Origin of the sequence: Micromonospora sp. L32 (genome assembly GCF_052068055.1) — a bacterium.
GTDB classification, from domain to species: Bacteria; Actinomycetota; Actinomycetes; order Mycobacteriales; family Micromonosporaceae; genus Micromonospora; species Micromonospora purpureochromogenes.
Genome location: NZ_JBQHDD010000002.1, coordinates 644,156 through 669,431, shown reverse-complemented (window position 1 = coordinate 669,431; position 25,276 = coordinate 644,156). Strand labels below are relative to the sequence as shown.

General features: G+C 74.2%; 28 protein-coding genes. 18 read left to right on the top strand and 10 right to left on the bottom strand.

Features of this window, described 5'->3' with window-relative positions; genetic code table 11:
- Positions 1 to 128: 128 nt before the first annotated feature.
- The 6 genes from ACTMTB_RS07815 (at position 129) to ACTMTB_RS07790 (ending at position 4,356) form a co-directional block, all read left to right on the top strand.
- On the top strand, positions 129 to 389 hold the full coding sequence (locus tag ACTMTB_RS07815) for a hypothetical protein (RefSeq protein WP_441143632.1): 261 nt from the start codon (positions 129 to 131) through the stop codon (positions 387 to 389).
- 89 nt (positions 390 to 478) lie between these two features.
- Positions 479 to 1,855, top strand: coding sequence for an MFS transporter (locus tag ACTMTB_RS07810; RefSeq protein WP_441143630.1), 1,377 nt, complete (start codon positions 479 to 481; stop codon positions 1,853 to 1,855).
- A gap of 80 nt (positions 1,856 to 1,935) precedes the next feature.
- Positions 1,936 to 2,580, top strand: coding sequence for a GAP family protein (locus ACTMTB_RS07805; protein WP_441143628.1), 645 nt, complete (start codon positions 1,936 to 1,938; stop codon positions 2,578 to 2,580).
- Positions 2,581 to 2,632: 52 nt separating this feature from the next.
- On the top strand, positions 2,633 to 3,415 hold the full coding sequence (locus ACTMTB_RS07800; protein ID WP_441143626.1) for an SDR family oxidoreductase: 783 nt from the start codon (positions 2,633 to 2,635) through the stop codon (positions 3,413 to 3,415).
- A gap of 37 nt (positions 3,416 to 3,452) precedes the next feature.
- Positions 3,453 to 3,647, top strand: coding sequence for a hypothetical protein (locus ACTMTB_RS07795; protein ID WP_441143624.1), 195 nt, complete (start codon positions 3,453 to 3,455; stop codon positions 3,645 to 3,647).
- Between the two features lie 160 nt (positions 3,648 to 3,807).
- Positions 3,808 to 4,356, top strand: coding sequence for a YbaK/EbsC family protein (locus ACTMTB_RS07790; RefSeq protein ID WP_441144023.1), 549 nt, complete (start codon positions 3,808 to 3,810; stop codon positions 4,354 to 4,356).
- Between the two features lie 83 nt (positions 4,357 to 4,439).
- Here ACTMTB_RS07790 and ACTMTB_RS07785 read toward each other — a convergent pair whose 3' ends face one another.
- The 4 genes from ACTMTB_RS07785 to ACTMTB_RS07770 form a co-directional block, all read right to left on the bottom strand.
- Positions 4,440 to 5,072, bottom strand: a complete 633-nt coding sequence (locus tag ACTMTB_RS07785) for a DsbA family oxidoreductase (RefSeq protein WP_441143622.1) — start codon at positions 5,070 to 5,072, stop codon at positions 4,440 to 4,442.
- Positions 5,073 to 5,092: 20 nt separating this feature from the next.
- Positions 5,093 to 5,518, bottom strand: coding sequence for a SufE family protein (locus tag ACTMTB_RS07780; RefSeq protein ID WP_441143620.1), 426 nt, complete (start codon positions 5,516 to 5,518; stop codon positions 5,093 to 5,095).
- A gap of 144 nt (positions 5,519 to 5,662) precedes the next feature.
- Complete coding sequence (locus ACTMTB_RS07775) at positions 5,663 to 6,082, bottom strand: CBS domain-containing protein (protein ID WP_210773569.1); 420 nt, start codon at positions 6,080 to 6,082, stop codon at positions 5,663 to 5,665.
- 57 nt (positions 6,083 to 6,139) lie between these two features.
- Positions 6,140 to 7,909: a proline--tRNA ligase gene (locus ACTMTB_RS07770; RefSeq protein ID WP_441143618.1), complete on the bottom strand. Its 1,770-nt coding sequence runs from the start codon at positions 7,907 to 7,909 to the stop codon at positions 6,140 to 6,142.
- 155 nt (positions 7,910 to 8,064) lie between these two features.
- Between ACTMTB_RS07770 and ACTMTB_RS07765 the strand changes: the two genes are divergently transcribed.
- From ACTMTB_RS07765 to ACTMTB_RS07755, 3 genes are all read left to right on the top strand, one after another.
- Complete coding sequence (locus ACTMTB_RS07765; RefSeq protein ID WP_280838900.1) at positions 8,065 to 8,595, top strand: SigE family RNA polymerase sigma factor; 531 nt, start codon at positions 8,065 to 8,067, stop codon at positions 8,593 to 8,595.
- Positions 8,592 to 9,761 (top strand): hypothetical protein, encoded by a 1,170-nt coding sequence (locus tag ACTMTB_RS07760; RefSeq protein ID WP_441143616.1) that lies wholly within the window; start codon positions 8,592 to 8,594, stop codon positions 9,759 to 9,761. Before ACTMTB_RS07765 ends, ACTMTB_RS07760 begins: the two co-directional genes overlap by 4 nt.
- A gap of 182 nt (positions 9,762 to 9,943) precedes the next feature.
- Complete coding sequence (locus ACTMTB_RS07755; RefSeq protein WP_441143614.1) at positions 9,944 to 10,255, top strand: hypothetical protein; 312 nt, start codon at positions 9,944 to 9,946, stop codon at positions 10,253 to 10,255.
- A gap of 290 nt (positions 10,256 to 10,545) precedes the next feature.
- On the opposite strand, the gene ACTMTB_RS07750 is transcribed toward ACTMTB_RS07755, so the two are convergent.
- Together ACTMTB_RS07750 and ACTMTB_RS07745 are read right to left on the bottom strand one after the other, a co-directional pair.
- Entirely contained in the window at positions 10,546 to 10,728 is a 183-nt protein-coding gene (locus tag ACTMTB_RS07750) for a DUF397 domain-containing protein (RefSeq protein WP_441143612.1), read from the bottom strand.
- Positions 10,719 to 11,522, bottom strand: a complete 804-nt coding sequence (locus ACTMTB_RS07745; protein ID WP_441143610.1) for a helix-turn-helix domain-containing protein — start codon at positions 11,520 to 11,522, stop codon at positions 10,719 to 10,721. The genes ACTMTB_RS07750 and ACTMTB_RS07745 overlap by 10 nt, the downstream gene beginning before the upstream one ends.
- Before the next feature lie 241 nt (positions 11,523 to 11,763).
- Between ACTMTB_RS07745 and ACTMTB_RS07740 the strand changes: the two genes are divergently transcribed.
- The 4 genes from ACTMTB_RS07740 to ACTMTB_RS07725 all read left to right on the top strand — a co-directional run bounded on the left by ACTMTB_RS07740 (position 11,764) and on the right by ACTMTB_RS07725 (position 13,964).
- Positions 11,764 to 12,138: a hypothetical protein gene (locus tag ACTMTB_RS07740; RefSeq protein WP_441143608.1), complete on the top strand. Its 375-nt coding sequence runs from the start codon at positions 11,764 to 11,766 to the stop codon at positions 12,136 to 12,138.
- Positions 12,139 to 12,164: 26 nt separating this feature from the next.
- Entirely contained in the window at positions 12,165 to 12,626 is a 462-nt protein-coding gene (locus ACTMTB_RS07735; protein ID WP_441143606.1) for an HIT family protein, read from the top strand.
- Between the two features lie 121 nt (positions 12,627 to 12,747).
- A complete protein-coding gene (locus tag ACTMTB_RS07730; RefSeq protein ID WP_441143604.1) occupies positions 12,748 to 13,515 on the top strand; it encodes an SGNH/GDSL hydrolase family protein in 768 nt (255 codons plus the stop codon).
- A 2-nt stretch (positions 13,516 to 13,517) separates the two neighbouring features.
- A complete protein-coding gene (locus ACTMTB_RS07725) occupies positions 13,518 to 13,964 on the top strand; it encodes an imidazolonepropionase-like domain-containing protein (protein WP_441143602.1) in 447 nt (148 codons plus the stop codon).
- 90 nt (positions 13,965 to 14,054) lie between these two features.
- On the opposite strand, the gene ACTMTB_RS07720 is transcribed toward ACTMTB_RS07725, so the two are convergent.
- Together ACTMTB_RS07720 and ACTMTB_RS07715 are read right to left on the bottom strand one after the other, a co-directional pair.
- Entirely contained in the window at positions 14,055 to 15,251 is a 1,197-nt protein-coding gene (locus ACTMTB_RS07720; RefSeq protein WP_441143600.1) for a hypothetical protein, read from the bottom strand.
- Entirely contained in the window at positions 15,244 to 15,771 is a 528-nt protein-coding gene (locus ACTMTB_RS07715; protein ID WP_441143598.1) for an RNA polymerase sigma factor, read from the bottom strand. Before ACTMTB_RS07715 ends, ACTMTB_RS07720 begins: the two co-directional genes overlap by 8 nt.
- A gap of 114 nt (positions 15,772 to 15,885) precedes the next feature.
- On the opposite strand from ACTMTB_RS07715, the gene ACTMTB_RS07710 reads away from it, so the two are divergent.
- Positions 15,886 to 16,788 (top strand): sulfurtransferase, encoded by a 903-nt coding sequence (locus tag ACTMTB_RS07710; protein WP_346537455.1) that lies wholly within the window; start codon positions 15,886 to 15,888, stop codon positions 16,786 to 16,788.
- Between the two features lie 56 nt (positions 16,789 to 16,844).
- On the opposite strand, the gene ACTMTB_RS07705 is transcribed toward ACTMTB_RS07710, so the two are convergent.
- Positions 16,845 to 17,429, bottom strand: a complete 585-nt coding sequence (locus tag ACTMTB_RS07705) for a TetR/AcrR family transcriptional regulator (protein WP_441143596.1) — start codon at positions 17,427 to 17,429, stop codon at positions 16,845 to 16,847.
- Positions 17,430 to 17,530: 101 nt separating this feature from the next.
- Here ACTMTB_RS07705 and ACTMTB_RS07700 point away from each other — a divergent pair, with 101 nt between their 5' ends.
- Positions 17,531 to 18,685: an FAD-dependent oxidoreductase gene (locus tag ACTMTB_RS07700; RefSeq protein ID WP_441143595.1), complete on the top strand. Its 1,155-nt coding sequence runs from the start codon at positions 17,531 to 17,533 to the stop codon at positions 18,683 to 18,685.
- A 9-nt stretch (positions 18,686 to 18,694) separates the two neighbouring features.
- Positions 18,695 to 19,264 carry a VanZ family protein gene (locus ACTMTB_RS07695; RefSeq protein ID WP_441143593.1) on the top strand — a complete coding sequence of 190 codons (570 nt, stop codon included), beginning with the start codon at positions 18,695 to 18,697 and terminating at the stop codon, positions 19,262 to 19,264.
- On the opposite strand, the gene ACTMTB_RS07690 is transcribed toward ACTMTB_RS07695, so the two are convergent.
- The gene (locus ACTMTB_RS07690) at positions 19,155 to 20,444 is read right to left on the bottom strand and encodes an MFS transporter (RefSeq protein ID WP_441143591.1); all 1,290 of its coding nucleotides are present in this window, start codon (positions 20,442 to 20,444) and stop codon (positions 19,155 to 19,157) included. The genes ACTMTB_RS07695 and ACTMTB_RS07690 overlap by 110 nt on opposite strands.
- A gap of 113 nt (positions 20,445 to 20,557) precedes the next feature.
- Here ACTMTB_RS07690 and ACTMTB_RS07685 point away from each other — a divergent pair, with 113 nt between their 5' ends.
- Positions 20,558 to 22,345 (top strand): HSP90 family protein, encoded by a 1,788-nt coding sequence (locus ACTMTB_RS07685; RefSeq protein WP_210773586.1) that lies wholly within the window; start codon positions 20,558 to 20,560, stop codon positions 22,343 to 22,345.
- A gap of 7 nt (positions 22,346 to 22,352) precedes the next feature.
- A complete protein-coding gene (locus ACTMTB_RS07680) occupies positions 22,353 to 25,190 on the top strand; it encodes a hypothetical protein (protein ID WP_441143588.1) in 2,838 nt (945 codons plus the stop codon).
- The last annotated feature ends 86 nt before the right edge of the window (positions 25,191 to 25,276 follow it).

Genomic DNA, 25,276 nt, shown 5'->3' with positions numbered 1-25,276 from the left:
GGCTTCCCGGCGAGCCGCCCGTTATGCCGTCGGAAGGAGGGAAGTTTGCGCCGGTAGGGGCGCATGGAGGCGGGGTGGACGTGGAATCCGGGTGGGCGTCGGAGGAGTCGGATCAGGAGGAGGCCGCAATGAGCACCATCACGCGACAACTCAGCGGTGGCCAGGAGATGGTCCGTGCGTACACCCGCCGGGTGCAGGTCCCGATGATGGGCGAGATGGCGGTGCCACCGCCGGACAAGCTCGCCTACTACGCGGGGCTGGGGGTGCTGGCCGCCCTCCAGGTGATCGAGTGGCCACTGGCGCTGGTGGTGACCGCCGGTCACGTCCTCGCCGACCAGCACATGTCCGGCCTCGCCAAGGGGCTCGGCGAGGCGCTGCAGTCGGCCTGACGAGACCGGGCTCACGGTTGACCTCAACCCGGGTTGAGGTCGCAGGCTGAGCCCATGTCGATCACATCTCGCCGGGCCCGGTCGGGCCGGTGACGGCCACCGCCACGCCGCCGGTCGCCCCGGCCGCCCGCCTCTACGACCCGCGCCTGCGGGCGATGACGGTGGGCAGCGTCGCCCTGGTCTCCCTGCTGGCGTTCGAGGCGCTGGCGGTCGGCACCGCGATGCCCACGGTCGCCCGCGCGCTGGACGGTCTCGCCCTGTACGCGCTCGCCTTCGGCGGCACGTTCGCCGCCGGGGTGCTCGCGATGGTGCTCTCCGGCATCTGGTGCGACGCCCGGGGTCCCCGGGTGCCGATGTGGAGCGGGGTCGGGCTCTTCGTGGCCGGGCTGCTGCTGGCCGGCACCGCCACCGCGATGGGGCAGCTCGTCGTCGGCCGGGCCGTGCAGGGCTTCGGCTCCGGGCTGCTCTCGGTCGCGTTGTACGTGGTGGTCGGGCAGGCGTACCCGGAGGAGCTGCGCCGGCGGGTGTTCGCGGCGTTCGCCGCCGCCTGGGTCGTACCGTCGCTGGTCGGGCCGGCGGTGGCCGGGCTGATCGTGGAGCACCTGGGGTGGCGCTGGGTCTTCCTCGTGGTGCCGGCGGTGGCGGTCCCGGCGGCGCTGCTGGTCCACTCCGGCCTGCGCACCCTGTCCGCGCCGGTCGGCGGTCGGGCGCCCGCCGGGGCGCTGGCGAGGATCGGCTGGGCGGCCGGGGCGGGGGTGAGCGCCGCACTGCTGCACCACGGGGGGCAGCAGCGCGGCGCGCTCGCCGTACCGCTGGTGGTGCTGGCGCTGGTCGGCCTGGCCTGCTGCGCGCCCCGGCTGCTGCCGGCGGGGTTCCTGCGTGCGGCGCGTGGGCTGCCCACGGTGATCGGCCTGCGCGGTCTGGCCTCGGCGGCGTTCACCGGCGCCGAGGTGGTGATCCCGCTGATGCTCTCCCGCGAGCGTGGCTTCACGCCGACCGCCGCGGGTCTGGTGCTCACCGTCGGGGCGGTCTCCTGGTCGGCCGGCTCCTGGTTGCAGGGGCGGCTGCCGGCGCCCCGCTCCTCGGCGGCGTTCCCCCGGGCCGGGCTGGCCTGCATCACGGTGGGGACCGCGACGGTCGCGCTGGTGGTCGCCCCGGCCGTGCCGGTGGCGGTCGCGGTGGCGGGCTGGGCGGTGGCCGGCACCGGGATGGGCCTGCTCTTCCCGTCCCTGTCGGTGCTCACCCTGGACCTGTCCGCCCCCGGTGAGCAGGGGCGCAACAGTTCGTCGCTGCAACTGGGCGACTCGCTCTTCGCCGCCACGGTGCTGGCGCTCACCGGCACCGTGCTGGCCGCCGGGGCGGCGCCCGGTCCGGTCGACTACGCGGGGATGCTGGCGGTCGCGGCGGGCTGCGGCCTGCTCGGACTGCTGCTCGTCGGGCGGGTGGTGCCCGCCGTACCCCGCTGACCCGCCCCGCCCGTCCGGCGGTCGGGTGATGCGGCGAATCGGCCCTGGCCGGCGGGGTGGGCCGGGAGGATGGGAAGGCGATGAGCTTCCTGACCGTCCTGCCGTTGGCCGTGGTCATGGTGGCCGGCACGCAACTGGTCGCGGCGGTCTTCCTCGCCTCCGGCGACCGGCCGCGGCAGGCCTCGCTGGGCTTCCTGGCCGGCGCGGCGGTCGTGGTGATGGCCGGTACGACGGCCGCCTGGCTGGTCACCCGCCGCGTGACCGGCCTCGCCGAGGACGTCGGGGCGGGCCCCCGTGAGGAGATCAGGACCGCCATCGGCCAGGTGGTGCTGGCGCTGCTCGTGGCGCTGGCCGCGGTGGTGTTCCTGCGCCGGCACTCGAAAGGTCAGCCGGCCTGGATGAGCCGGCTGCAGCACGCGGGCCCCGGGTACGCGTTCCGGCTCGGCCTGCTGATCATGGTGGCGATGCCCGTCGACGACCTCACCATGGCCACCGTGGGGGCGAACGTCGTCCGGTACGACCTGCCGTGGTGGCACCTGGTGCCGTTCGTGCTGCTCACCCTGCTGCTGCTCGCCCTGCCGTTGCTGGCGCTGCTGCTGCTCGGTCGGCGGGCCGAGCGCGCGCTGCCGACGATGCGGGACTGGGCCGACCGCCACTCCTGGATCGTCAGCGAGATCGTCGTCGCCTTCTTCATCCTGATGACCGGGGCCGACCTGCTCAGGTGACGTCACGATCGGCCCGCCAGTTCCGTCGAACTGTCGACCGGAAGGAGTCGAGATGAAGGTGCTGGTCACCGGTGCCGGTGGCACGCTCGGGCGGGCGGTGCTGCCCCGGCTGCGGGCGGACGGGTTCGACGTGCGGGCGATGAGCCGGCGGCCCCGGCACGACCCGGCGGCGGAGTGGGTGGTCGCCGACGTGGAGACCGGGGTCGGGCTGGCCGAGGCGGTGGACGGCGTGGACGCGGTGCTGCACCTGGCGTCGCTGCCGAACAGCCGGCGTACCCACCGGGTGGACGTGCTGGGCACCCGTGACCTGGCCGTCGCCGCCGGGGCGGCCGGCGTCGCCCACCTGGTGTACGTCTCGATCGTCGGCGTCGACCGGGTGCCCTACGCCTACTACCGGCACAAGCTGGCGGCCGAGCGGGTGGTGGCCGCCGGTCCGGTGCCCTGGACGGTGCTGCGGGCCACCCAGTTCCCGCCGTTCCTCGACGCGCTGCTGCGCGCGGCGAGTCGGCTCGGCCCGGTGATCGGCGACCCGGCGGTGCTCGCCCAGCCCGTCGACCAGCACGAGGTCGCCGGCCGGCTCAGCGAACGGCTCACCGCCGGCCCGCTGGGGGGCATCGAGGAGTACGGCGGTCCGCAGGTGCTCCGCTTCGACGAGGCGGCGCGCGCCTGGCGGGCGGCCCGGGGCTCGCGCCGGCCGTTGCTGCCGGTGCGGATTCCCGGCCGGCTGGGCAGCGCGCTGCGTGCGGGCGGGCTGACCACCACCGCCACCCCGACGGGCCGGCGGACCTGGGCGGATCACCTGGCTGACACGTACGGGGGAACCGGCCGGAGATGAAACCTCCCGCCGTTCACGTTCGCCTTACCGTGGCGCCATGTTCACCGTCATCGCCACCGTCATCCTCTACGTCTTCGGGTTCGTCTTCCTCTACGGCGTGATCCGGCTCGCCGTCCGGCACGGCATGGAGGACCTGGAGGCCCGCCGGCCGCAGGTGCTGCGGGTCGCCCAGTCGGCCACCGCCGACGACCGCGCCTTCATGCGCGAGAACGCCTTCCTCAGCGGTAACTGAGCCCGCGTCCGGGCCGGCGTGATCGACCCCGTTTGCGGCGTGTCGCGGCTTCGGCAGCGTGGGACACCGCGACACGCCGCAAGCGGGGTCGATCAACCCCGCCGGCCGGGCGGGTGCCGACGGGCGGATCAGTGCGGCGGGTGCGAGGATCGCAACCGTGATGGGGACGTTGAAGACCGAGCCTGCCCGCACCCGAACCGACCTGCTGGCGTCGCCGGTCGCCGCCGCGTTGGCGCAGTGGCCGGTCGAGGCTCCGGTGGACGTCGAGGACGTGCTGGTCGCCCCGATCGACGCGACGCTCGCCGACACCGCCGCCTTTTGCGCGGCGTACGAGGTGGGGCTGGACGTGTCGGCGAACTGCGTCGTCGTCGCCGGCAAGCGGGAGGGGGAGATCCGCTACGCCGCCTGCGTCGTGCTCGCCACCACCCGGGCGGACGTCAACGGGGTGGTTCGGCGGGCGCTCGACGTGCGCAAGGCGAGCTTCGCCCCGATGGCCGACGCGGTCGAGCTGACCAGCATGGAGTACGGCGGGATCACCCCGATCGGCCTGCCGGAGAGCTGGCCGATCCTGGTCGACTCCCGGGTGATCGCGACCCCGCACGTGATCATCGGATCCGGTGTCCGGCACAGCAAGATAGCGCTGCCGGGCCCGGCGCTCGGCGCACTGCCCGGCGCCCGGGTCGTCGAAGGACTGGCCCGCCCGGCCTAGCTCATCGGGTCGGCTCAGCCGGCCCAGCTCGTCACGCCCGTCGATGTGGTTGCACGTGAAACATCACGGGGATCGATGCCCGGTCAGGCGCCCGACTCGCGGCGCTCCACCTCGGACAGGGCTGCCAGCAGCGTCTCCGGCTCCTGCGCGCCGGTGACCGCGTACTTGCCGGCCAGCACGAAGGTGGGCACGCTGCTCACCCCGAGCTGCTGGGCGGCGGTCAGGTCGGCGGCCACCTCGCGGCGCCCGACCGGGGAGTCGAGGTGGTCGCGGACCTCGGTCTCGTCCAGGCCGACCTTGCCGGCCAGCTCGACCAACGCGTCCCGCGAGCCGAGATCCACCCCGTCGGTGAAGTGCGCCGCGTAGAGGGCCTCGACCATCTCCTCGGCCAGGCCGCGCTCGGTGGCGTACCGGATCAGCCGGTGCGCCTCGAAGGTGTTGGCCTGCACCGCGCGGTCGAAGCGCAGGTCCAGCCCCACCCCGGCCGCGACCTGGGTGACCTGGGCGAACATCGCCTCCGCCCGCTCCCGGCCACCGAACTTCGCGGCCATCGCCTCCACCAGCGGCTTCGGCTCGGTCACCGGCGTGGGGTCGAGCTGGAAGGGGCGGTAGCGGACGGTCACGTCACCGCCGTACGACGCCAACGCCTGCTCCAGCCGGCGCTTGCCGATCCAGCACCAGGGGCAGACCACGTCGGCGTAGATCTCGATCTCCATAACGGGGGTGAACAGCCAGCTCAGGCCGCTTGTTCCCGGACCTGGCGCTTGAGCCGGGCCAGGATGGCGGTGCCGCCGCGCACCCGCAGCGGGCTGATCGCCTGGGCCAACCCCATCCGCTGGTAGAGGTCGTCCGGCACGGCCAGCACCTGCTCGGTGCTCGCCCCGTCCAGGCCCTCGGCGAGGATGCCGGCGAAGGCGCGGGTGGTCGGCGCCTCCGGCGGGCAGTCGAAGATCGTGCTCACCGTCCGGTCCGGGTTGACCTCGGCGCGGAGGAAGAACGAGGTCTGGCACTCGGGCACCTGCTCCATGCCCTCCCGGTCCACGCCCGGCGGCAGGGGCGGGATGACGTCGGCGTATTCGAGCAGCATCTCCAGCACCACGTCGCGGGGTGCGGCGGCGAACTCCTCGACGATCTCGGCCAGCTTCGTCGGCATCTCGGGCATCCCGCCAGGCTACCGCCGCCCGCCCGGGACGCCCGGCGGTCGACGATCGGCGACCCGGCTTCCGGTGACGAAGGTCGCGGCTGGCGGCCATCGACCCGGCACCGCCACGCCCACGAGAGCGAGGGGCACCGGGTCGATCACGGGTCAGGCGTTCGGCGCCGCCTCGCTGATGTCGGCCAGCGCCGAGGTCGGGTCGAGCTGCATGGCCAGGTCGCCCAGGGAGACGATGCCCACCAGCTTGCGCTCGTTGTCGCAGACCAGCACCCGCCGGATGTTGCGCTCGCGCATCAGCGACGCCGCCTCCGAGGCGGTGGAGTGCTGCTCGATCATCACCACCTCCCGGGTGGTGATCGAGCCGATGGTGGTGGCCGACGGGTCGCTGCGCTCGGCCACCGCCCGCACCACGATGTCGCGGTCGGTCAGCACGCCGGCGAGGGTGGCGCCGTCGGTGACCACCACGTCGCCGATGTCCGCCTCCTTCATCACCCTGGCCGCCTCGTCCAGGGTGGTCTCCGCCGACAGGTAGACCACCTGCTTCGTCATCACGTCACTGACCCGGTACATGAGAGCCTCCGATAACACCCTTGCTCGATCCCGCAGCGGTACCCGGTGGCGCGCCCGCTACACCCGGTTGCCGAGGGTTCGGCCCACCTCGTCGACCAGCCGCTCGACCAGCCCGTCCACCGGCAGCTCCACCCGCTCGCCGCCGGCCCGGTCGCGCAGCTCGACGTACCCGTCGGCGAGCCGGCGGCCGACCACGACGGCGCGCGGGATGCCGATCAGCTCCGCGTCGGTGAACTTCACCCCGGCGGAGACGTTCACCCGGTCGTCGACCAGGACCCGCAGGCCGGCGGCGGACAGTCGCCCGCCGAGGTCGAGCGCCGCGTCGAGCTGCGGCCCCTTGCCGGCGGCGATCAGGTGTACGTCGACCGGCGCGATCGCCGCCGGCCAGAGGAGTCCCCGCTCGTCGTGGTGCTGTTCGGCGATCGCGGCCACCGCCCGGGAGACCCCGATGCCGTAGCAGCCCATGGTGGGCCGGACCGGCTTGCCGGCCGAGCCCAGCACGTCGACCGCGAAGGCGTCGGTGTAGCGGCGGCCGAGCTGGAAGATGTGCCCGATCTCGATGCCCCGGCGCATGGTCAGCTCACCGGTGCCGCAGGCCGGGCAGGGGTCGCCGGGGCGCACCTCGGCCGCCTCGATGGTGCCGTCCGGGGTGAAGTCGCGGCCGGCGACCACGTTGGTGGCGTGCCGGCCCGGCTCGTTGGCGCCGGTCAGCCAGGCGGTGCCGGTGACCACCCGCGGGTCGACCAGGTAGCGGATGCCGAGCTTCGCCATGATCTGCGGTCCGATGTAGCCGCGGACCAGCTCGGGATGGGCGGCCCAGTCGTCGAAGACGGCCACGGTGGCCGGGGCGAGGGCGGCCTCGACCCGCTTCAGGTCCACCTCCCGATCACCGGGCAGCCCGATGACCAGCAGGTCCGACGACTCCGCGCCCGGCCGGCGCACGCTCAGCACGACGTTCTTCAGGGTGTCGGCGGCGGTCCAGTCGTTCCGGTCGGCCAGCCGGCGGGTGTTCGCCAACTCGACCAGCGAGGCGATGGTGGGTGTCTCCGGGGTGTCGTGCACCTCGGTGGCACGCTGCGCGTCCGGGTCCGTGGCGGCCGGGGCGGGGGTGGTCACCGCCTCGGTGTTCGCCGCGTAGTCGCATTCCGTGCAGCCGACGAAGGTGTCCTCGCCGACCGGCGTCGCGGCCAGGAACTCCTCCGACGCCGAGCCGCCCATCGCCCCGGACGTCGCGTGCACCACCGTGTAGTCGAGCCCCAGCCGGTCGAAGACCCGCCGGTACGCCGCCCGGTGCCGCTCGTACGATTCCTGGAGGCCGGCCTCGTCGAGGTCGAACGAGTAGGCGTCCTTCATCAGGAACTCGCGCCCGCGCAGCAGGCCGGCCCGGGGCCGGGCCTCGTCGCGGAACTTCGTCTGGATCTGGAACAGCGTCACCGGGAAGTCCCGGTACGAGGTGAAGAGGTCCTTCACCAGCAGCGTGGCCATCTCCTCGTGCGTCGGGGCGAGCAGGTGCTCGGCGCCCTTGCGGTCGGCCAGGGTGAAGATGTCGTCGCCGTACTCCGTCCACCGGCCGCTGGTCCGGTAGGGCTCGGCCGGCAGCAGCGCCGGGAAGTGCACCTCCTGGTCGCCGATGGCGGTCATCTCCGACCGGACGATCTCGGTGACCCGGTCCAGCACGAGCTTGCCCAGCGGCAGCCAGGTGTAGCCGCCCGGCGCGGCGCGACGGATGTAACCGGCGCGCAGCAGGAGCCGGTGGCTCGGCACCTCCGCGTCCGCCGGATCCTCGCGCAGGGTCCGCAGCAGCAGGGTCGACGTACGTAGCAGCATTCGCGCAGCGTACGACCGGCGCGGCGGGGCCGGCGACGCCATTACGCGGGTCGGTGCCGAAACTTGTCGCGCACATCGGCCGTCCGGCCGGCAACCCGGCGATCCCGGGGTGGCGTCTGGAAAGGCATCAACGACTACCCCAAGGATCGGCTCGTGTGGACCCTCTCCTGAGTGAGTTCGACTCGTTCGTCCGTACCCGGACGCCGGCGCTGCTGCGCTCGGCTTACCTGCTGACCGGTGACCAGCACCTCGCCGAGGATCTCGTCCAGTCGGCACTGGCCCGTACCCACCGGTCGTGGGGTCGGCTGCACGACAGCGGCAACGCCGAGGCGTACACCCGCAAGATCATGTATCACCTGCAGGTCTCCTGGTGGCGACGCCGGCGGGTGCCCGAGTCGATGACGGGCGAGCTGCCCGAACCACGCGGAGGCGACTCGGGCCCCGACCACGCCCACCAGACCACCCTGCGGCTGACCCTGCGGGCGGCCCTGGCCAAGCTCTCCCCGAAGCAGCGGGCCGTGCTGGTGCTGCGCTTCTTCGAGGACCGCACCGAGGCCGAGGCCGCCGAGCTGCTCGGCGTCACCGTCGGCACCGTCAAGAGCCAGACCTCCAAGGCACTGGCCAAGCTGCGCATCGTCGCGCCCGAGCTCGCCGAGCTGTACGTCCTGGAAGGAAGCGCCCGATGAACGACCAGCGTCTCCGGCTCGACCTCGCCGACCTGGCCGAGGAGGTCACCCCGGTCGACCTGCGGGACCGCGCCCTGCGGACGTCCCGCCGGATCGGCATCCAGCGCGCGGTCGCCACCTCGGCCGCGGCGGTGGTGCTGTTCGGCGCGGCCACCGGCACCGCGTTCGCGTTCCTGCCGAACCGGGGTGCCGACCCGATCCCCGGCACCACGCCGTCGGTCACCGCCAGCCCGTCGCCCACCCCGTCCCCGACCCCGTCGCCCTCCGGCAGCCCGTCGATCGCCCCGCCGGCCACGTCGACCAGCAGCCAGCCCGCCAGCAGCGCCACCTTCGGCCGGCTCCACTACGGCCCGTTCACTCCGGGCGGGGCCGAGACCACCCACCTCTACTCGTGGAAGCCGGGTGACACCCCCGTCCGGCGGCTCGCCCTGCCGGTAAACCCGGCGCAGCTCAACGCCGCCGTCTCGCCGGACGGCCGCCGGGTGGCCTGGGTGGAGGACGGCGGCGCGCTGTGGACCTCCGCCCTGGACGGATCCGGCAAGCGCAAGCTCCACGACCTGGTCGACAACATGTGCTGGTCGCCCACCTGGTCGCCGAACTCCCGGCAGCTCACCGTGCGGCTGGGCGCGGCGGACGGCAGCTTCTCCAAAGCCGGCCTGCTGGACGTGTCGTCCGGCGCCTTCACCGAGGTGGCCGGCTTCGACGGCTGCCACCCGGTCTGGGCCGCCAACGGCACGGTGGCCTTCGCCGACGGCTCGAACGGCACCGTCGTCGTCACCGACCGAAACGGCGCCGGGCGGCGCACCATCCCGGGCCTCGGCAGCAAGGGCAGCCGGTACGTCTGCTTCGACGTCGCCAGCATCTCCCCGGACGGGCGGCGGATCGCGCTGTACCGGATCGACCGCGACGGCACCTATGGCGACGCGGCTCGCAGTCTGTCGGCCAACGCTGTGCTCGACACCCGGACCGGCAATGTGATGACCCTGCCGCTGGGCGGCCGTGAACTGCGGCAGGCCTACTTCCAGGCGGACGGCTCGCTGGTGGCCCGGGTGCGCAGCGGCGGCCGGTACACCCTGATCCTCGTCGACAAGGCCGGGAAGAAGGTCGCCGAGAAGCCGGAGCCGAGCAGCCTGGCGTCGATGCAGATCATCGCCGCCGTGGACTGACCCATCGGGTACGAGGGGGCGGGCCGTCCTCCAGGGGGCGGCCCGCCTGCTCGCCGTTACGCCGATGTGGCGGTATCCCGGCCTGGTCGACCCCGCCACTTCGGCGACATGGAGATGACCATCTAGCCTGGGGCATGCTCGAAGGTGGCTCCCGCAAGCGGAACCAGCCCGCACCACCTCACGTGATCTTCGAGGCGCTGACGGAGCCGAATCGCGATCCGGCTCGCCCCTGGTTGCTGCTGCTCGACGACGAGGAGCGACCTCAGACGCTCCGCGTCGACGCTCCGCACCTTGTCGTCTGGTCCTCGATCTGGCGGAAACGGCCGGACGCGACAGTTCGGTTCGACCTTCCGTCGGACGGCAATGGCGGGACGGATCTGCGCTGGACCCTGTTCCTGGCCGAGCCGCTGCCGGAGCCAGCCCTGCTCGGGCACATGCGCAAGCGCCTCAACCAGCTGATCAACGCGAACCTGCGGTACACGTTCGGTCAGTGATTCAGCAGGCGGGCGTCGGACGGGAGCAGGGCGTCCGCGAGAACGAATGCGTAGACGACGATCAGATCGCATCCATTCGGGGGCCGCGCCGCTCACGCTGGTCGGTCAACTCGGCCGCGGCCTCACCCGGCAGCGAGCGTGTTCCGTCCAATCTGCCGCCGAAGCGGGCGATGAGCGAGGCGTTGCGCAGGCGACGGGCATGGTCTCCCCCAGTTCCGGCAGGTACGCCTGGAGCGACTGGCCCCGGATGTGCGCGCGGTCGGCTCAAGCGTGGGTAGAACTTCACAGATTCAGCGCTGCTTGGCGAAGGTGACGAACGCGCGCCAGGTCTGCGGGTCGAAGGTGAGCACGGGGCCGGCCGGGTCCTTGCTGTCGCGGACGCCGACGACGCTGGGCAGGTTGTCGGCCACCTCCACGCACTCGCCCTGAGCACTGCGGGTGGACTTGCGCCAGGTAGCGCCGGTCAGGTCCATGACGTCATCACTTCCTTCATCAGCAGGGTCGACTGCCGGCGAGGCAGGGCCTCGCTGCGGACGCTCTCCCACCTCGCCAGCAGGATAGCGACATCGTCATCGGTATCGACCACTACGCCGCCGAGCTGGTTCTCCAGGTGACCAACCCATCCGCCGTCCGTGGTTCGCGCCAGGGTGAATGGCCCGGCTAGTCCAACATGCACGCTGACCTCGGCCGGGATGACGTGGACGCTGATGTGCGGGCGATCGACGCACTCGACGAGGTGCGCGATCTGCTGGGTCATGAGCCCTCGGAAGCCTTCGTCGGCACGACGGAGAACGACTTCCTCGATCACGGCCACGAACTGAGGTGCTTCCGTCCGCAGGAGAATGGCCTGCCGATCCATTCGGACTGCCAGCCGCTTCTCCACCTCGTCGTCGCTCAGAATGTCGTTCGTTCGGATCACCGCGCGGGCATAGTTCTCCGTCTGTAGCAGGCCGGGAATGATGCTCGGCTGGTAGCAGCGGAGCTGCTGCGACTGACGCTCCGCCTCCAGCCACGGCCGGAACCAGCTCGGCTGCCCGTCCCGCTCGGCGAGCTTGAGCAGCGACGTCAACAGCCCACCCGTGCCGAGCACCTCGTCCGCCCGCTTGAGGAAGAACCGGTCGAGCGGGCGCTGGCCCAGCTCGACCGCGGAAACCTGGGAACCCGAGAAGTGGACGAGTTTCCCGAACTCCTCCTGACTCAGCTCGGCGTTCACCCGGAGCCGGCGCAGTTGGGCCCGGATCAGCTCGGCGGTCGGCTCGCCTTCCACAGTTCCTCCACGATTCCCTCGGCGTCTCCACGGCCCGTCCCCGCGGCCGGAAGAGCTGACCGGGCTTCGCCCCGACCAGCGTCGATGCCTTCCGACGGTAATGGTGTCCTCACCAGACTGTCACGTAGCGGGTCGCCTTCCGTCCGGCCCGCTCCGGGGCCGCCCGTGACCCCCCGTGCAGGGGCGGCCCCGCCCCACGTCCGGAGGAGGTCGAGATGCGCCAACCGCTCCGCTGGTTGCGGTGCCGGGCGAACGGGAGCAGCGGGTGATCTTCAGCCAGCTCCCGGTACCCCGCCTCGGCCCGCATGCCGATCGGCCTCGGGCGTATCCGCCGGGCCGCCGGCCGCACCTGCCGATCCGCCCGCTCTGGGTGTGCCGGGCCTGCGGCCTGCCGTGGCCCTGCGCCGAGGCCCGGCTGCTGCTCAAGATCGAGTACGCCGATCAGCCGGTCGAGCTGGCCATCTACCTCTCCGGGCTCTATCACGAGGCCACCCACGACCTGTTCCGGCTGAACCCGCACGACGGGCCCACTCCACGGGAGCTGTTCGCCCGGTTCGTCGCGTGGGGGCCGTACCGGCGGCCGATGGTCGAGCCCCCGGACGACGACCGGAGCTGAGCCGCCCGATGAGGCAACATCTGATCATGATCGATTGGCGACTCGACCGGATCGGTTCGGCACTGCGCGGAGAGAACCCCACCGTCCTGGCCCGGCTTCCCGGCGGGTTCGCCGTGATCGGAGACGTGCAGTGGCTCCCGGGCTACTGCCTGCTGCTCGCGGACGACCCGGCCGTACAGCGGCTCACCGACCTGCCCAGGGCGAAGCGGCTGGCGTACCTGGAGAGCATGGACCGGCTGGGCGAGGCGGTCGAGCGGGCCTGCGCCGATGCCGACCCGGCTTTCCGGCGGGTGAACCTGGAGATCCTCGGCAACACGGACCCTTACCTGCACGCTCATGTCTGGCCGAGGTACGAGTGGGAGCCGCCGGAGATCGTCGGCAAGCCGGTCTGGCTGTACCCGGCGTCGAAGTGGCGCGATCCCGCCTCGGCGCTGAGCGAGCAGCACGACGAGCTGCGGGCCGCCATCACCCGGTACCTGACCGGGTAGCGGTCCCTGGTGGAACCGGATCGATGACCTCCGCCACGTTCGCCCGACGGGTAGCTGCGCGGGTCGGACCCGGTGTCAGACTGGTCGCCGCAGGCAACGAAGAGCGTGAGGGGGAGGCGGCGTGCGCTGGCGCAGCTTCGTCGCGGTGGGGGACAGCTTCACCGAGGGCATGGATGACGCGTACCCGGACGGCACCTACCGCGGGTGGGCCGACCTGGTGGCGACCCGACTGGCCGCCGAGGCCGGCCCGGACTTCGGGTACGCGAACCTGGCCATCCGGGGCCGGCTCTTCCCCAGCGTGGTGGCCGAGCAGGTGCCCGCCGCGCTGGCGATGAAGCCCGATCTGATCAGCTTCGCGGCCGGCGGCAACGATGCGCTGCGCCGTACCTTCGACCCGGACGCCCTGGTCACCCGCTTCGACGACGCGGTGCGGCAGCTCCGCTCCGGCGGCGCCGACGTGATCCTCTTCCGGTTTGCCGACGTGATGGCGCGGTTGCCCGGCCAGCGCCTGGTCGCCCCCCGGATGGAGCTGATGAACCGGGCGGTCGGCGAGACCGCCGAGCGGCACGGCGCGATCCTGGTCGACCTGTACGCCGACGACACCTTCCTCAACCCGATGCTGTGGAGCACCGACCGGCTGCACCTGTCGGCCGCCGGGCACCGGCGAGTCGCCGCCCAGGTGCTGACCGCGCTCGGGGTGGGCTGCGACGAGGAGTGGCTGCTGGTCCCCGAGCAGCCGGCTCCCACGCCCTGGCTGGCCGCCCGCGCCGCCGACCTGCGCTGGGCCGGCCGGCACCTGGCCCCGTGGATCAAGCGGCGGCTCACCGGGCGGTCCTCGGGCGATACCGTCACCGCCAAGCGCCCGCTGCTCGGGCCGGTCAGCGACTGACCGTGCGGACCATCCACGCCGCCACGCTGCTGCGGTCGACTCCGGACGACGAGCCGGTCGCCGGCCACGCGGTCCTCGTCACCGGCAACCGGATCGAGGCGGTCGCGCCGCTGGACGAGCTGACGGAGGCGTACCCGCAGGTGCGAGTGCGGCGGTGGGCCGGCACCCTCGGGCCGGCGCTGGTGCACGACGGGCCCCTGCCGCCGGCACCGAGCCCGCGCGAGCGAGTGCACGCGCTGTTCCGGCTCGGCGTCGCCGCGGTGCTCGCCGCGCACGTCACCGAGCCGGAGCTGCGGTCCGCCGCCGCCCGCAACGACGTCACGGTGCTGGACGGCCCGCGCCCGCCGGCGTTGGTCCCGAACGGCCGGGCCGACCTGGCCGTCTTCGCCGACGACGGCACCTGCCTGGCCACCGTGGTCGCCGGGCGGCTGGTGCACCGCCGCGCCTGACGAGGGCCGGTCAGCCGGGCCCGCCCGGTGGGGAGCGGCGCGACGGTCACCCCTGGCGGCCGATACCCCGTTCGACCGCAGGTGCCGACGTCAGGAGAACCAGGTCCAGGTGCGGTCGGTGCCCGAGCCGACGCCGACGATGCGCCAGGCTCCCTCACCCTGGAGGACGAGGGTGCCGTCGCGCAGCGCCCGGAGCGCCACCTCGCTGCTCCCGCTGTGGGCCAGGGCGTCCCGCAGCGCCGGCTGGTCGACGTAGCTGCCGTTCACGTAGAAGCCGACCCGGCCGAAGCTGTTGACGAGGATCGCGCCCTCGCCCGCCGCCGCGACCCCGTTGGCCGACAGCCGGTGCGGCAACTCCGGTCGCGGCTGCCACTCGTCGCCGACCAGGTGCCAGACGGCGCGTTCAGCACCGTCGACGAGCCAGACGTCCGTGCCCTCCGGCGAGACGACGGGCCGGCCCTCGGCCGCCACGGACGGCAGCTTCCGCCAGGTGCGCGCCTGGTCGGCGCTGACCACGACGGTCGTCCGGCCGTCGGTCATCGTGCTCACCCAGAGCCGCCCGTCGTTGCCCTCGACGAGGTCCGCAGCGGAGCCACGGTCGAGGGTCAGCGGAGGCTGTTGCCGGACCGGGCGGGAGTCGACCCGGGCGAGGTGGAACGACGCGCAGTCCTGCCCGCGCGCCTCCAGCTCCGGCGGGCAGGCCAGCCGGAAGCCGGAGGGCGAGTTTGGCGACGCCCGCTGCTCCAAGGGCGGTTCACTCTCCGGATGGCGGGTGAACGTGCGGCCGCCGTCCGTGGTGACATGGAACTCCTGCCCGGTCACGACCGTGGCGGTCTGCCCGTCGAGCGCGTCCAGGTATGCGCCGCCGTCGGAGACCGGCAGCGCGGAACCCTGCCAGGTCGCCCCGCCGTCGGTGGTCCTTCCCAGCGTCCGTCGGCAGCCGGTGGGAGCCTCCCGGGTGCAGGTGGTGAAGAGAGCCCAGCCGTGCCGGGCGTCCACGAACTCCAGGTCGGCCAGCTCCCCGACCGCCCCCGGCACCACGACCGTCCGCCGGGCCATCGCCGGGGGCTCCGGCGGGGTGGGCGGTCCGTCGTGGCGGCCTGCCACGGCGAACGCCCCGGCCGGACCGCCCAGCAGCAGGGCGATCATCCCGGCCAGCAGGCCCCGGCGCCGCCGCCGGCGCGCGCGGACCCGGGCCTGCGCCGCCGCGACCCCCGGCGGGCGGATGACGGTACGGGCGTCGGCCTCGAACTCGGCGAACATCTCGTCCAGGGCGGTCTCACGCATCGTGGGCCTCCTGCCGCTCGGTGAGGTGGGTGGCCAGCGCGGCGCGTCCCCGGAAGAGCCAGGAGCGGACGGTGCCCTCCGCCGCACCGACCTGCTCGGCGATCTCCCGGACGCTCAGCTGGGCCAGGTGGTGCAGCACGATCGCCCGCCGCTGCGTGGCGGGCAGGGTGGCCAGCGCCCGGGTCAACGCCACCCGGTCGGGTTCCGGCCCGGGCACGTACTCCTCCCGCTGCCGGGCCAGGTGCCGGACGGCGGTACGCACCCGGCGCAGCCGGCTGGTCGCCAGGTTCCAGGCGACCCGGCGCACCCAGGCGGACGGGTCGTCGTACCCGCTGACCCGGTCCCAGCGTTCGAGCAGTCGGCAGAACGCCTCCTGGGTGAGGTCCTGCGCCTCCGCCGGGTCCCCCAGGTACGCGTGCAACTGCACCGCGATCCGGTGGAAGTGGCCCTCGTAGAGGTCGGTGAAGTCCACGGGTGGCGTGACGGCCCGGGTCGGCCCGGTGTCCGGCCGTACGGTCATGTCGATCCTCTGTGGTCGGCGGGTTCGTCCCTGTCACGTGCCGGCGGTCACATCCGCTGCACCCGATTTCCGATGGCCGGCCGCCGTGCCGGGATCCGGCGTACCTTGGAGATCATGCCTGTGCCGAGCGATCCGAATCCCCGCCTCCAGTCGTACGCCGATCCGCAGCGCCTGGTCACCACCGAGTGGCTGGCCGAGCACCTGGGCGACGAGGGCCTCGTCGTGGTGGAGTCCGACGAGGACGTGCTGCTCTACGACACCGGTCACATCCCGGGTGCCGTCAAGGTCGACTGGCACACGGAGCTGAACGACCAGGTGACCCGGGACTACCTCGACGCGAAGAGCTTCGCCGAGCTGTGCGCCGCCAAGGGCATCGGCCGCGGCGACACGGTGGTCTTCTACGGCGACAACTTCAACTGGTGGGCCGCGTACGCGCTCTGGGTCTTCTCGCTCTTCGGCCACGCCGACGTACGGCTGCTCGACGGCGGCCGGCAGAAGTGGATCGCCGAGGGGCGGGAGCTGACCCGGGAGAAGGTGACCCGTCCCCGCGCCGAGTACCCGGTGCCGCAGCGCGACGACACGCCGATCCGGGCGTACCGGGAGCAGGTCATGGCGCACGTGGCCGCCGGCCGGCCGCTGGTGGACGTCCGCTCGCCCGGCGAGTACACCGGCGAGATGCTGCACATGCCGGACTACCCGCAGGAGGGCGCGCTGCGCGGCGGGCACATCCCGGGTGCGGTCAACAAGCCGTGGAAGTCGGCCGCGAACGAGGACGGCACCTTCAAGTCCGCGGACGAGCTGCGCGCCATCTACGCCGATCAGCTCGGGCTGAGCCCGTCGGACGACGTGGTGGCGTACTGCCGGATCGGTGAGCGGTCCAGCCACACCTGGTTCGTGCTGCGGCACCTGCTCGGCTACCCGCAGGTGCGCAACTACGACGGTTCGTGGACCGAGTGGGGCAACCTGGTCCGGGCGCCCGTCGCCAAGGGTGACCAGCCGGGCGGCATCGCCGGCTGATCCGTCCCGCGCCCCCGACGGCCGTGGTCACCGCTGGGTGACCACGGCCGTCGTCGTCACGGCGTACGCCCGTCCGGGACCGCCCCGGTCAGGTAGCGCTGGAGGGTGGGGCCGATCCAGGCGACCAGCTCGGCCGGTGTCGCGTCCACCATGGGCGGCAGGCCGACGATGTAGCGGGTGAAGGCCAGGCCGAGGGTCTGGCTGGCCACCAGGCCGGCGCGGCGGGCGGTGGTCGCCGGGTCGGTGTTGAAGCGCGCCACGACCGCGCCGAGCTGGTCGGCGAAGATGCCGCGGATCCGCTCGGCGGCACCCGGGTTGGTGCTGGCCGCCCGGAGCAGGGCGGCGAGCGTCTCGTCGCCCTCCCAGCGGTCCAGGAAGTGCCGGACCAGCACCTCGCCGAGCTGCCCGGTCGGCACGTCGGCCAGATCCGGCAGCCGCAGGTCGAACTCGGCCGCCGCCGCGAAGAGTCCCTCCTTGTTGCCGTAGTAGCGCATCACCATCGACGGGTCGATCCGGGCGTCGGCGGCGATGGCGCGGATGGTGGCGCGCTCGTATCCGTCGGCGGCGAACCGTTCCCGGGCGGCGCGCAGGATCGCGGCGCGGGTGGCGTCCGAGCGGCGGGCGGGGGTTGCGGCGGTCATGTCCCCGACTCTATGCCAACAAGCGTTGACACGACGCTCCATCCCGGCCTAGCCTTGCCTACAAGCGTTGGCAAACAGTTGTTGGCATAGGAGGGTGGGCCATGTTGCCCGAGCGCACCGACGTCCTGGTGGTGGGAGCCGGGCCGACCGGCCTCACCGTCGCCGCCACCCTCGCCCAGCGGGGGGTGGACGTGACCGTGGTCGACCGCGCCGCCCAACCGCCGGTCACCTCCCGGGCCGCCGTCGTGCACGCGTACACCCTGGAGATGCTGGACCGGATCGGTGCCGCCGCGCCGCTGGTGGCCCGGGGAGCGGCGTCGCGCCGGTTCACCGTCCGTGACCGCGACCGGGTGCTGTTCGGCGTCGGCTTCGGCGAGCTGCCGAGCCGCTACCCGTACGCGCTGCTGGTCTCCCAGGCGGTCACCGAGGCCGTGCTGACCGACCGGCTCACCGCGCTGGGCGGCCGGGTCCACCGGCCGCACGAGGTGAGCAGCCTGGACCGCGACGCCGCCGGCGCGGTGGTCGGGTTCGCCGACGGCGGCCGGGTCCGCGCCCGGTGGGTGATCGGCGCGGACGGCATGCACAGCACCGTGCGCGAGCTGGCCGGGATCGGCTTCGGCGGACCGGACGGCCGCGGCGAGTCGTTCGTCCTCGCTGACGTGCGGGTGCGCAGCGTGCTGCCCCGCGACGAGATCGCGCTCTTCCTGGCGCGGCCGGGGCCGCTGGTCTGGGCGCCGCTGCCGGACGGGGTGGTCCGGGTGGTCGCCTCGGTCGCCCAGGCCCCCCGCGCGCCGGACGCCGCGTATTTCCAGGCGCTGCTCGACGAGCGGGGGCCGGCCCGGCGGCCGGACCGCGTGACCGACGTGATCTGGAGTTCCCGGTTCCGGATCCACCACCGGGTCGCCGAGACCTACCGCGCCGGCCCGGTGCTGCTGGCCGGCGACGCCGCGCACGTGCACAGCCCGGCCGGCGGGCAGGGGATGAACCTCGGCATCTGCGACGGGGTCGCCCTCGGCGACACCCTCGCCGACGTCTTCGCCGGCGGACCGGACACCCTGCTCGACGACTACTCGGCCGCGCGCCGACCGCTGGCCGAGGAGGTCGCCGGCTTCGCCGACCGGCTGACCCGGCTCGCCACCGTTCCGCCGGCCGTCCGCCCCCTGCGCGACCTGCTGCTCCGCGCCGTCGCCGGCGCGCCGGCCGTCCGTCGGCGGCTGGCGCTGCGCCTCTCCGGACTGGCCCAGCGTCCGGGCTAGGCTGCCCCGATGGGCCAGGTGTGGCGGGAGTGGGGCGACGTGCTGCTCGCCACGCTGGTCGCGGTGCCGGTGACGGTGCTGCTGGTCGCGCTGCTGGCTCGGGCCCGCGCCGCGCCGACCCGCCGGGAGGCGTGGCGGTGCAGCGCCGTCGAGGTGGGCATGGTCGCCGGGACGCTGCCCTGGGTGTGGATGATCCTCACGCCGCGCGCCGCGCCCGGCGAGGTCAAGCTGGTGCCGCTGCGTGACCTGGTCGATCTCGTCGCGGCCGGCCCACCGGCCACCGTCGTGGTCCAGGTGGTCGGCAACCTGCTGGTCTTCGCCGCGCTGGGCTTCCTCGCCCCGGTACGCTCCGCCGCCCTCGCCGGCGTCGGCCGGCTCTTCCTGCTCGGTGCCGCCGCCTCCGTCCTGGTCGAGTCCGCCCAGTACGCGCTCGACCTCGGCCGGGTCACCTCCGTCGACGACGTGCTGCTCAACGCGACCGGAGCGGCCCTGGCCGGGCTGCTGTCCCGGCGGTGGTGGGCGGGGCGTCGTCCGGTGCCGGCGCGACCGGCCGCAGTGCCCGCCACGCCGCGAGCGTGACCAGCGCGAAGACCACCGCCGCCGCCCCGACCACCGGGCCCACCCCGTACGCCGCCCCGGCCAGCCCGGCGAGCGTCGCGCCGACCGGCGCGGTGAGCAGTGCCGCCATCCGCTGGGTGGCACCCACCCGACCGAGCAGCGCGGCCGGCACCCGACCCTGCCCGTACGCCGCCCACAGGCTGTTCCACACCGTGCTGCCACCCGCGAAGACGGCCAGCGCGAGCCCGGCCGGCACCGGGTGCCGGGCCAGCGCGAACCCGGCCAGGGCGACGGTCTGCGCGAGGAGCACCGCGCGCAGCGCGGAGGTGGTGCCGAGCCGGGCGGCCAGCCGCCCCGCCCCGAGCGCCCCGGCCAGCCCGCCGAGCACGACCGCCGCCATGAACAGCCCGTACCCGGCCGGCGACATCCGCAGAACGTCCAGCGCGTAGAGGACCAGCACCGCCATCAGCGCGCTGATCGCCAGGTTCGTCCCCGCGCTGAGCAGGGTGATCCGCCACATCGTCGGCTCACCCCGCAGCCACCGCACGCCGTCGGCGGCCTCCCGCCACACCGAGCGCCCCGCGCTGCCGCGCTCGCGGCGACCCTCGCCCCGCCACCGGGGGTCGGCGGCGGGGCGGGACAGGGCGAGGGTGAGCAGGGCGGCGAGGGCGAAGGTGGCCGCGTCCACGGCGAGCGGGACGCTCGGCGAGACCGCGAAGAGCACGCCGGCCAGCGGGGCGCCGAGCAGGCCGCCGGCCAGCGCGGTGCCGGCCTGGAGGCGGCCGTTGGCGGCGGGCAGGGCCGGCGCGGGCACCAGCGCGGGAAGCAGCGCGAACGAGGCGGCGTCGAAGAGGACGCCGAGCGCGGCGAGCAGGAACGCCGTCGCCACCAGCGCCGGCACCCCGGCCCGGTCCACCGCCACCACGCCGGCCAGCGCCGCCACCACGGCCGCCCGCAGGGCGTCCACCAGTGCCATCGTCCGGCGGCGGTCCCAGCGGTCGGCGTACACACCGCCCAGCAGGCCGAGCAGCAGCGGCGGGAGCTGCCCCGCGACGGTCACCACGGCCACCGCCCGGGGGTCGCGGGTCAGCGTCGCGGCCAGCAGGGCCAGCGCCGGCGTACGCAGGGCGTCGCCGAACCGGGAGGAGACGGCGGCGGACCAGAGCAGCCGGTAGTCCCGGCCGAGTGGGGTGGCGGTCATGCCGACGGACCCTGCCGCCTCGACCGGGTCGAGGGTCAAGGCGACCGGAAAGGGGTCGGACAGCGTCGGTGATCACCGGTACGGTGAGCGCCGAATCCGACCGGGGAGAGCGTGTGGACCGCACCTTCCAGGTCGACCTCCGTGGCGTGGTCGACCTGCTCAGTCATCACCTCTACGGCAGCCCACGGGTGTACGTCCGGGAACTGCTCCAGAACGCCGTCGACGCGATCACCGCCCGCCGGGCCACCGAACCGGACGCCCCCGCCCGGGTACGGATCGAGCCGCCGGAGCTGACCGGCGACGGCACCCTGCGGGTGCACGACACCGGCGTCGGCCTCACCGAGGCGCAGGTGCACGAGCTGCTGGCCACCATCGGTCGCAGCTCCAAGCGCGACGAGCTGGGCTTCTCCCGGCACGAGTTCCTCGGCCAGTTCGGCATCGGCCTGCTCTCCTGTTTCCTGGTCGCCGACGAGATCCGGGTGGTCACCCGGCACGCCGACCAGCCGACCGTGCTCTGGACGGGCTGGTCCGACGGCCGGTACGCCGTCCGGCCCGCCCCGCCCGAGCAGGCCCGGCCGGAGCCCGGCACCACGGTCACGCTGGTGCCCCGCCGCGACGCCGACCAGTGGCTCGGCGTGCCGACGGTGACCGAGCTGGCCCGCCTCTACGGCAGCCTGCTGCCGGTCGACGTGCGGGTCGGCGACACCCCGACCACCGCCGGGCCGCCGCCCTGGCCGACCGCCCCCGGCGCGCCGCTGGACCGGGCGGCCCTGGTCCGCTACGCCCAGGAGACCCTCGGCTTCGTCCCGTTCGACGTGGTGCCGCTGGCGGTGCCGGAGGCCGGGCTGACCGGGGTGGCCTTCATCCTGCCCACCCCGGTGAACCCGGCGGCGCGGGCCGGGCACCGGGTCTACCTCAAGCGGATGCTGCTCACCGAGCACGCCGACGGGCTGCTGCCGGACTGGGCCTTCTTCGCCCACTGCGTGGTGGACGCCAGCGAGCTGCGGCCCACCGCCAGCCGCGAGGCGCTCTACGAGGACACCCTGCTCACCGGCACCCGGGACGCCCTCGGCGACCAGGTGCGCGGCTGGCTGGTCCGGCTGGCCAAGCACGACCCGCGCCGGCTCGCCGAGTTCCTCCAGGTGCACCACCTGGGGGTCAAGGCGCTCGCCCTGCACGACGACGAGATGCTGCGCCTGGTCGACCAGTGGTGGCCGATGGAGACCAACGTCGGCACGCTCACCCTCGCCGAGTTCCGGCAGCGCCACGGCCTGCTCCGGTACGCCGCCAGCCTCGACGAGTTCCGCCAGCTCGCCGCCGTCGCGGCGGCGCAGGACCTGGCCGTGGTCAACGGCGGCTACACGTACGACACCGAGCTGATCGAGCGGCTGCCCGCGGTGGACCGGTCGGTGCTGATCGAACGGCTGGAGCCGAGCGACCTGACCACCCGCTTCGACGCGCTCGAACCGCACGTCGAGCTGGCCCTGCGGCCGTTCCTGACCGGCGCCCAGCGGGCCCTGGAACGGCTCGGCTGCGAGGTGGTGGTCCGGGCGTACGACCCGGTCTCGCTGCCGGCGCTCTATCTGGTCAGCCGCTCGGCGGCGTTCAACGACCAGCTCGCCGCCAGTCGCGAGAAGGCCGACGAACTGTGGGGCGGCGTGCTGGACGCGCTGGCCGCCTCCGCCCCGCCGGACCGCCCGCAGCTGGTGCTCAACCACCGCAACCCGCTGGTCCGCCGGGTCACCACGCTGACCGACCCGGAGCTGGTCGGGCTCGCCGTCGAGGCGCTCTACGGGCAGGCGCTGCTGCTCGGGCACCACCCCATCCGCGCGGCCGACGCCGCCCTGCTGAACAGTTCCTTCCTCGGCCTGCTCGGCCGGGCCGTACCGGGACGGGAGTGAACCGACCGTGAGCGACGACGACCTGTGGCGGCTGCTGCACGAGGCCCACAACATGCCGTACGGGGCGGGGCAGACCGCCGCGCTGGAACAGCTGATCCGGCGGGCCGACGCCGGCGACGACCGGCACCTCGCCTTCGCCGCCCGGATGCAGGCCACCACCGCGTACGTCTACGGCGGCGAGCCGGCGAAGTCCTTCGTGACCTTCTCCTGGTGCCTCGCCGAGTTCGACCGGGACCCGCAGCCCTACCACCAGCGCTTCGCCCACCAGCTGCTCTGGCACTTCAAGTACATGGTCAGCGCCATGCTGAAGTTCCCCGAGCTGCCGCTGGACCGCACCTACGCGGTGCTGGATGACATGGAGCGGCGCTACCGGGACACCGGGCACTCGCCGCAGGCCGTGTACAAGCACCGCTACCTGGTGGCGTCGCACCTCGGGGCGCACGACGAGGCGGCCGAGTGGTACCGCCGGTGGATGACCACCCCCCGCGACGCCCTCTCCGACTGCGCCGGCTGCGACCCGACCACGCAGGTGCACCACCTGTGCGAGGTGGGCCGGCACGACGAGGCGGTGGCCCTGGCCGAGCCGGTGCTCGCCGGCCGGCTCAGCTGCACCGAACAGCCGCAGGCGATCCTCACCGCGCTGCTGCCGGCGTACCTGCGTACCGGCCGGTCGGAGGCCGCGCGGAACGCGCACCGGGAGGCGTACCGGCGGCTGCGGTCGAACCTCTCCGACCTGTGGGAGATCGCCGACCACGTCGAGTTCTGCACCCTGACCGGGAACGACGCCCGCGCCCTGGAACTCGTCGAGCGGCACCTGGACTGGCTGGACCGGGCACCCACCCCGGCCGCCGCCATGCACTTCGCGGCCACCGCCGCGGCGGCGCTGCGGCAGGTGCCGGGCGAGCTGACCGTGCACCGCCGGGCGTTCGGCGACCGGCCGGCCGGCGAGGTGCCGGTGGGCACCCTCGCCGCCGAGCTGACCGACACGGCGACCGCGCTGGCCGCCCGGTTCGACGCGCGCAACGGCACGGCGTACCAGTCGGAGGTGGTCGCCCGGCGGCTCGCCGCGCAGCCCGTCGGGGAGCACCTGCCGCTCTCGGCCAGCCTGCGTCGCCGCCCGACCCGCACCCCCGAGCCGGCGCCGGCCGACGTGGCCGAGGCGGAGCCGGTGCAGGTGCCGGCCGGGGCGAGCGCCGAGGAACTGCTCGCCCTCGCCGACGAGTGCTGGCGCACCCACCGCACCGACGACTGCACCACCGTCCTCAAGGCGTACGACGAGCGCTTCGGCGGTGCCGAGCTGCCGGCGGCCACCGTGGCGCGCCGGCTGGAGCTGCGCGCGGGCGAGCTGAACGACGACGGTGACCCGGCGGCCTCCATCGAGGCCAACCGGGTGGCGCTGGCCGCCTGGCGGGCGGTGCCCGACCCGGTGCGCGCACAGGTGGTGGCCGGGCGCCTCGGCGCGCTGCTCTGCATGACCGACGAGGGCGCCGAGGAGGGGTTGGCGCTCGCCCGCGAGTCGGCGGAGCAGCTCGACCGGCACGGCGACCAGCGGGAGCGGGCCGCCGCGCACGACCGGCTGGCCCTGGCGTACGTGCACCGGCAGCGCTGGGCCGACGCGCTCGACGAGATCGACCGGGCCGCCGCCGAGGCGGACGTCGACCCGTGGCTGGCGGCCCGGGTGGCGCTGCACCGCGCGCACGTCCTGGAGGAGCTGGACCGGGGCGAGGAGATGGGCGACGCCGCCGAGCGGGCCCGCCGGCTCAGCCGCGAGGTGGGTTCGGCCGGCATGCTGGTCGCCGCCTGCCTGGCGTACGCCCGCTGGGCCGACGACCCGGCCGAGGCCGTCGCCGCCTGTGACGAGGCGCTGCGGGTGGCCCCGGCGGACGCCCGGCTGGCGGTCCGGGTGGCCCGGGGCCGGGCGCTGCTCGCCGCCGACCGGGCCGCCGACGCGGTGGACGACCTGGCCGAGGCGGTGACCCTCTGCGTGGAGCAGGGCGCCGAGGGGGACGCCTTCCTGCGGTGGGAGCTGGCCAACGCCTACCGGGTGGCCGGCCGGCTGAGCGAGGCCGCCGAGGTGGCCGAGGAGGCGGTGCTCGGGCTGGACCGGCTCGGTGCCCAGGCCGAGGCGGACCGGTGCCGGCACCTGCTGGCCGGCGTCTACGAGGGCCTGGGCGAGGTCGACCCGGCGCTCGCCCTGCTGGAACAGCTCGCGGAGAACCTGGACAGCCCGGACAACCTCCCGCACCGGGCGCAGGTGCTGGAGGAGGCCGGCGGCATCCTCTACGACGCCGACCGGGACGGGCTGGCCGCGCAGCGGTTCGCCGCGTCGGCGTCGGCGTACCGGCTGGCCGAGCTGCCGCTGGACGAGCTGCGGGCCCGGCGGCGGCAGTTGCTGGCGCTCTTCTGGTCCGGTGACCTGCCGGCCGCCTCGGCGCTCGTCGACGTGGTGGACGAGGCCGCGGCGGCGCTCACCGGGCTGCCCGAGGAGCCGCCCGTGGTGACGTACGAGCGGGCCCTCGCGGCCGAGGCGGTGGCCCGGGTGCTGACCGCCGAGGACCGTACGGTCGCGGCGCTGGACCGGCTGGACGGCGTGGCCGACCGGCTGCGGTCGATCGAGGCGTTCGGCGAGGCGGCGCAGGTCGAACTGCTCACCGGTGACCTGCTGCTGCGCGGTGACCGGCCGGCCGACGCGGAGCGCCTGCTCCGCGAGGTGCTGGGCGGCCTGCCGCCCGGCTCCCGGCCGGCCAGCCAGGCGGCCTGGCTGCTCGCCCGGGCCCTGGACGAGCTGGGCCGGTCGGCCGAGGCGGCAAAGCTGCGCGCCGAGCACGGGATCGAGGAGAACTGACGGCGGTCGCCGCCCCCGGGCGGCGGTGTCCGGGCAGCCGGGGGGCACGCGGTGGGCCGGCGGCGGAGGCGGTGAACCGACCGACG

Coding starts and splice junctions, on each gene's coding strand:
- ACTMTB_RS07815 (WP_441143632.1), top strand. CDS start 129: ATGAGCACCATCACGCGACAACTCAGCGGTGGCCAGGAGATGGTCCGT.
- ACTMTB_RS07805 (WP_441143628.1), top strand. CDS start 1,936: ATGAGCTTCCTGACCGTCCTGCCGTTGGCCGTGGTCATGGTGGCCGGC.
- ACTMTB_RS07800 (WP_441143626.1), top strand. CDS start 2,633: ATGAAGGTGCTGGTCACCGGTGCCGGTGGCACGCTCGGGCGGGCGGTG.
- ACTMTB_RS07795 (WP_441143624.1), top strand. CDS start 3,453: ATGTTCACCGTCATCGCCACCGTCATCCTCTACGTCTTCGGGTTCGTC.
- ACTMTB_RS07790 (WP_441144023.1), top strand. CDS start 3,808: ATGGGGACGTTGAAGACCGAGCCTGCCCGCACCCGAACCGACCTGCTG.
- ACTMTB_RS07785 (WP_441143622.1), bottom strand. CDS start 5,072: ATGGAGATCGAGATCTACGCCGACGTGGTCTGCCCCTGGTGCTGGATC.
- ACTMTB_RS07780 (WP_441143620.1), bottom strand. CDS start 5,518: ATGCCCGAGATGCCGACGAAGCTGGCCGAGATCGTCGAGGAGTTCGCC.
- ACTMTB_RS07775 (WP_210773569.1), bottom strand. CDS start 6,082: ATGTACCGGGTCAGTGACGTGATGACGAAGCAGGTGGTCTACCTGTCG.
- ACTMTB_RS07770 (WP_441143618.1), bottom strand. CDS start 7,909: ATGCTGCTACGTACGTCGACCCTGCTGCTGCGGACCCTGCGCGAGGAT.
- ACTMTB_RS07760 (WP_441143616.1), top strand. CDS start 8,592: ATGAACGACCAGCGTCTCCGGCTCGACCTCGCCGACCTGGCCGAGGAG.
- ACTMTB_RS07750 (WP_441143612.1), bottom strand. CDS start 10,728: ATGGACCTGACCGGCGCTACCTGGCGCAAGTCCACCCGCAGTGCTCAG.
- ACTMTB_RS07735 (WP_441143606.1), top strand. CDS start 12,165: ATGATCGATTGGCGACTCGACCGGATCGGTTCGGCACTGCGCGGAGAG.
- ACTMTB_RS07720 (WP_441143600.1), bottom strand. CDS start 15,251: ATGCGTGAGACCGCCCTGGACGAGATGTTCGCCGAGTTCGAGGCCGAC.
- ACTMTB_RS07715 (WP_441143598.1), bottom strand. CDS start 15,771: ATGACCGTACGGCCGGACACCGGGCCGACCCGGGCCGTCACGCCACCC.
- ACTMTB_RS07710 (WP_346537455.1), top strand. CDS start 15,886: ATGCCTGTGCCGAGCGATCCGAATCCCCGCCTCCAGTCGTACGCCGAT.
- ACTMTB_RS07705 (WP_441143596.1), bottom strand. CDS start 17,429: ATGACCGCCGCAACCCCCGCCCGCCGCTCGGACGCCACCCGCGCCGCG.
- ACTMTB_RS07700 (WP_441143595.1), top strand. CDS start 17,531: ATGTTGCCCGAGCGCACCGACGTCCTGGTGGTGGGAGCCGGGCCGACC.
- ACTMTB_RS07695 (WP_441143593.1), top strand. CDS start 18,695: ATGGGCCAGGTGTGGCGGGAGTGGGGCGACGTGCTGCTCGCCACGCTG.
- ACTMTB_RS07690 (WP_441143591.1), bottom strand. CDS start 20,444: ATGACCGCCACCCCACTCGGCCGGGACTACCGGCTGCTCTGGTCCGCC.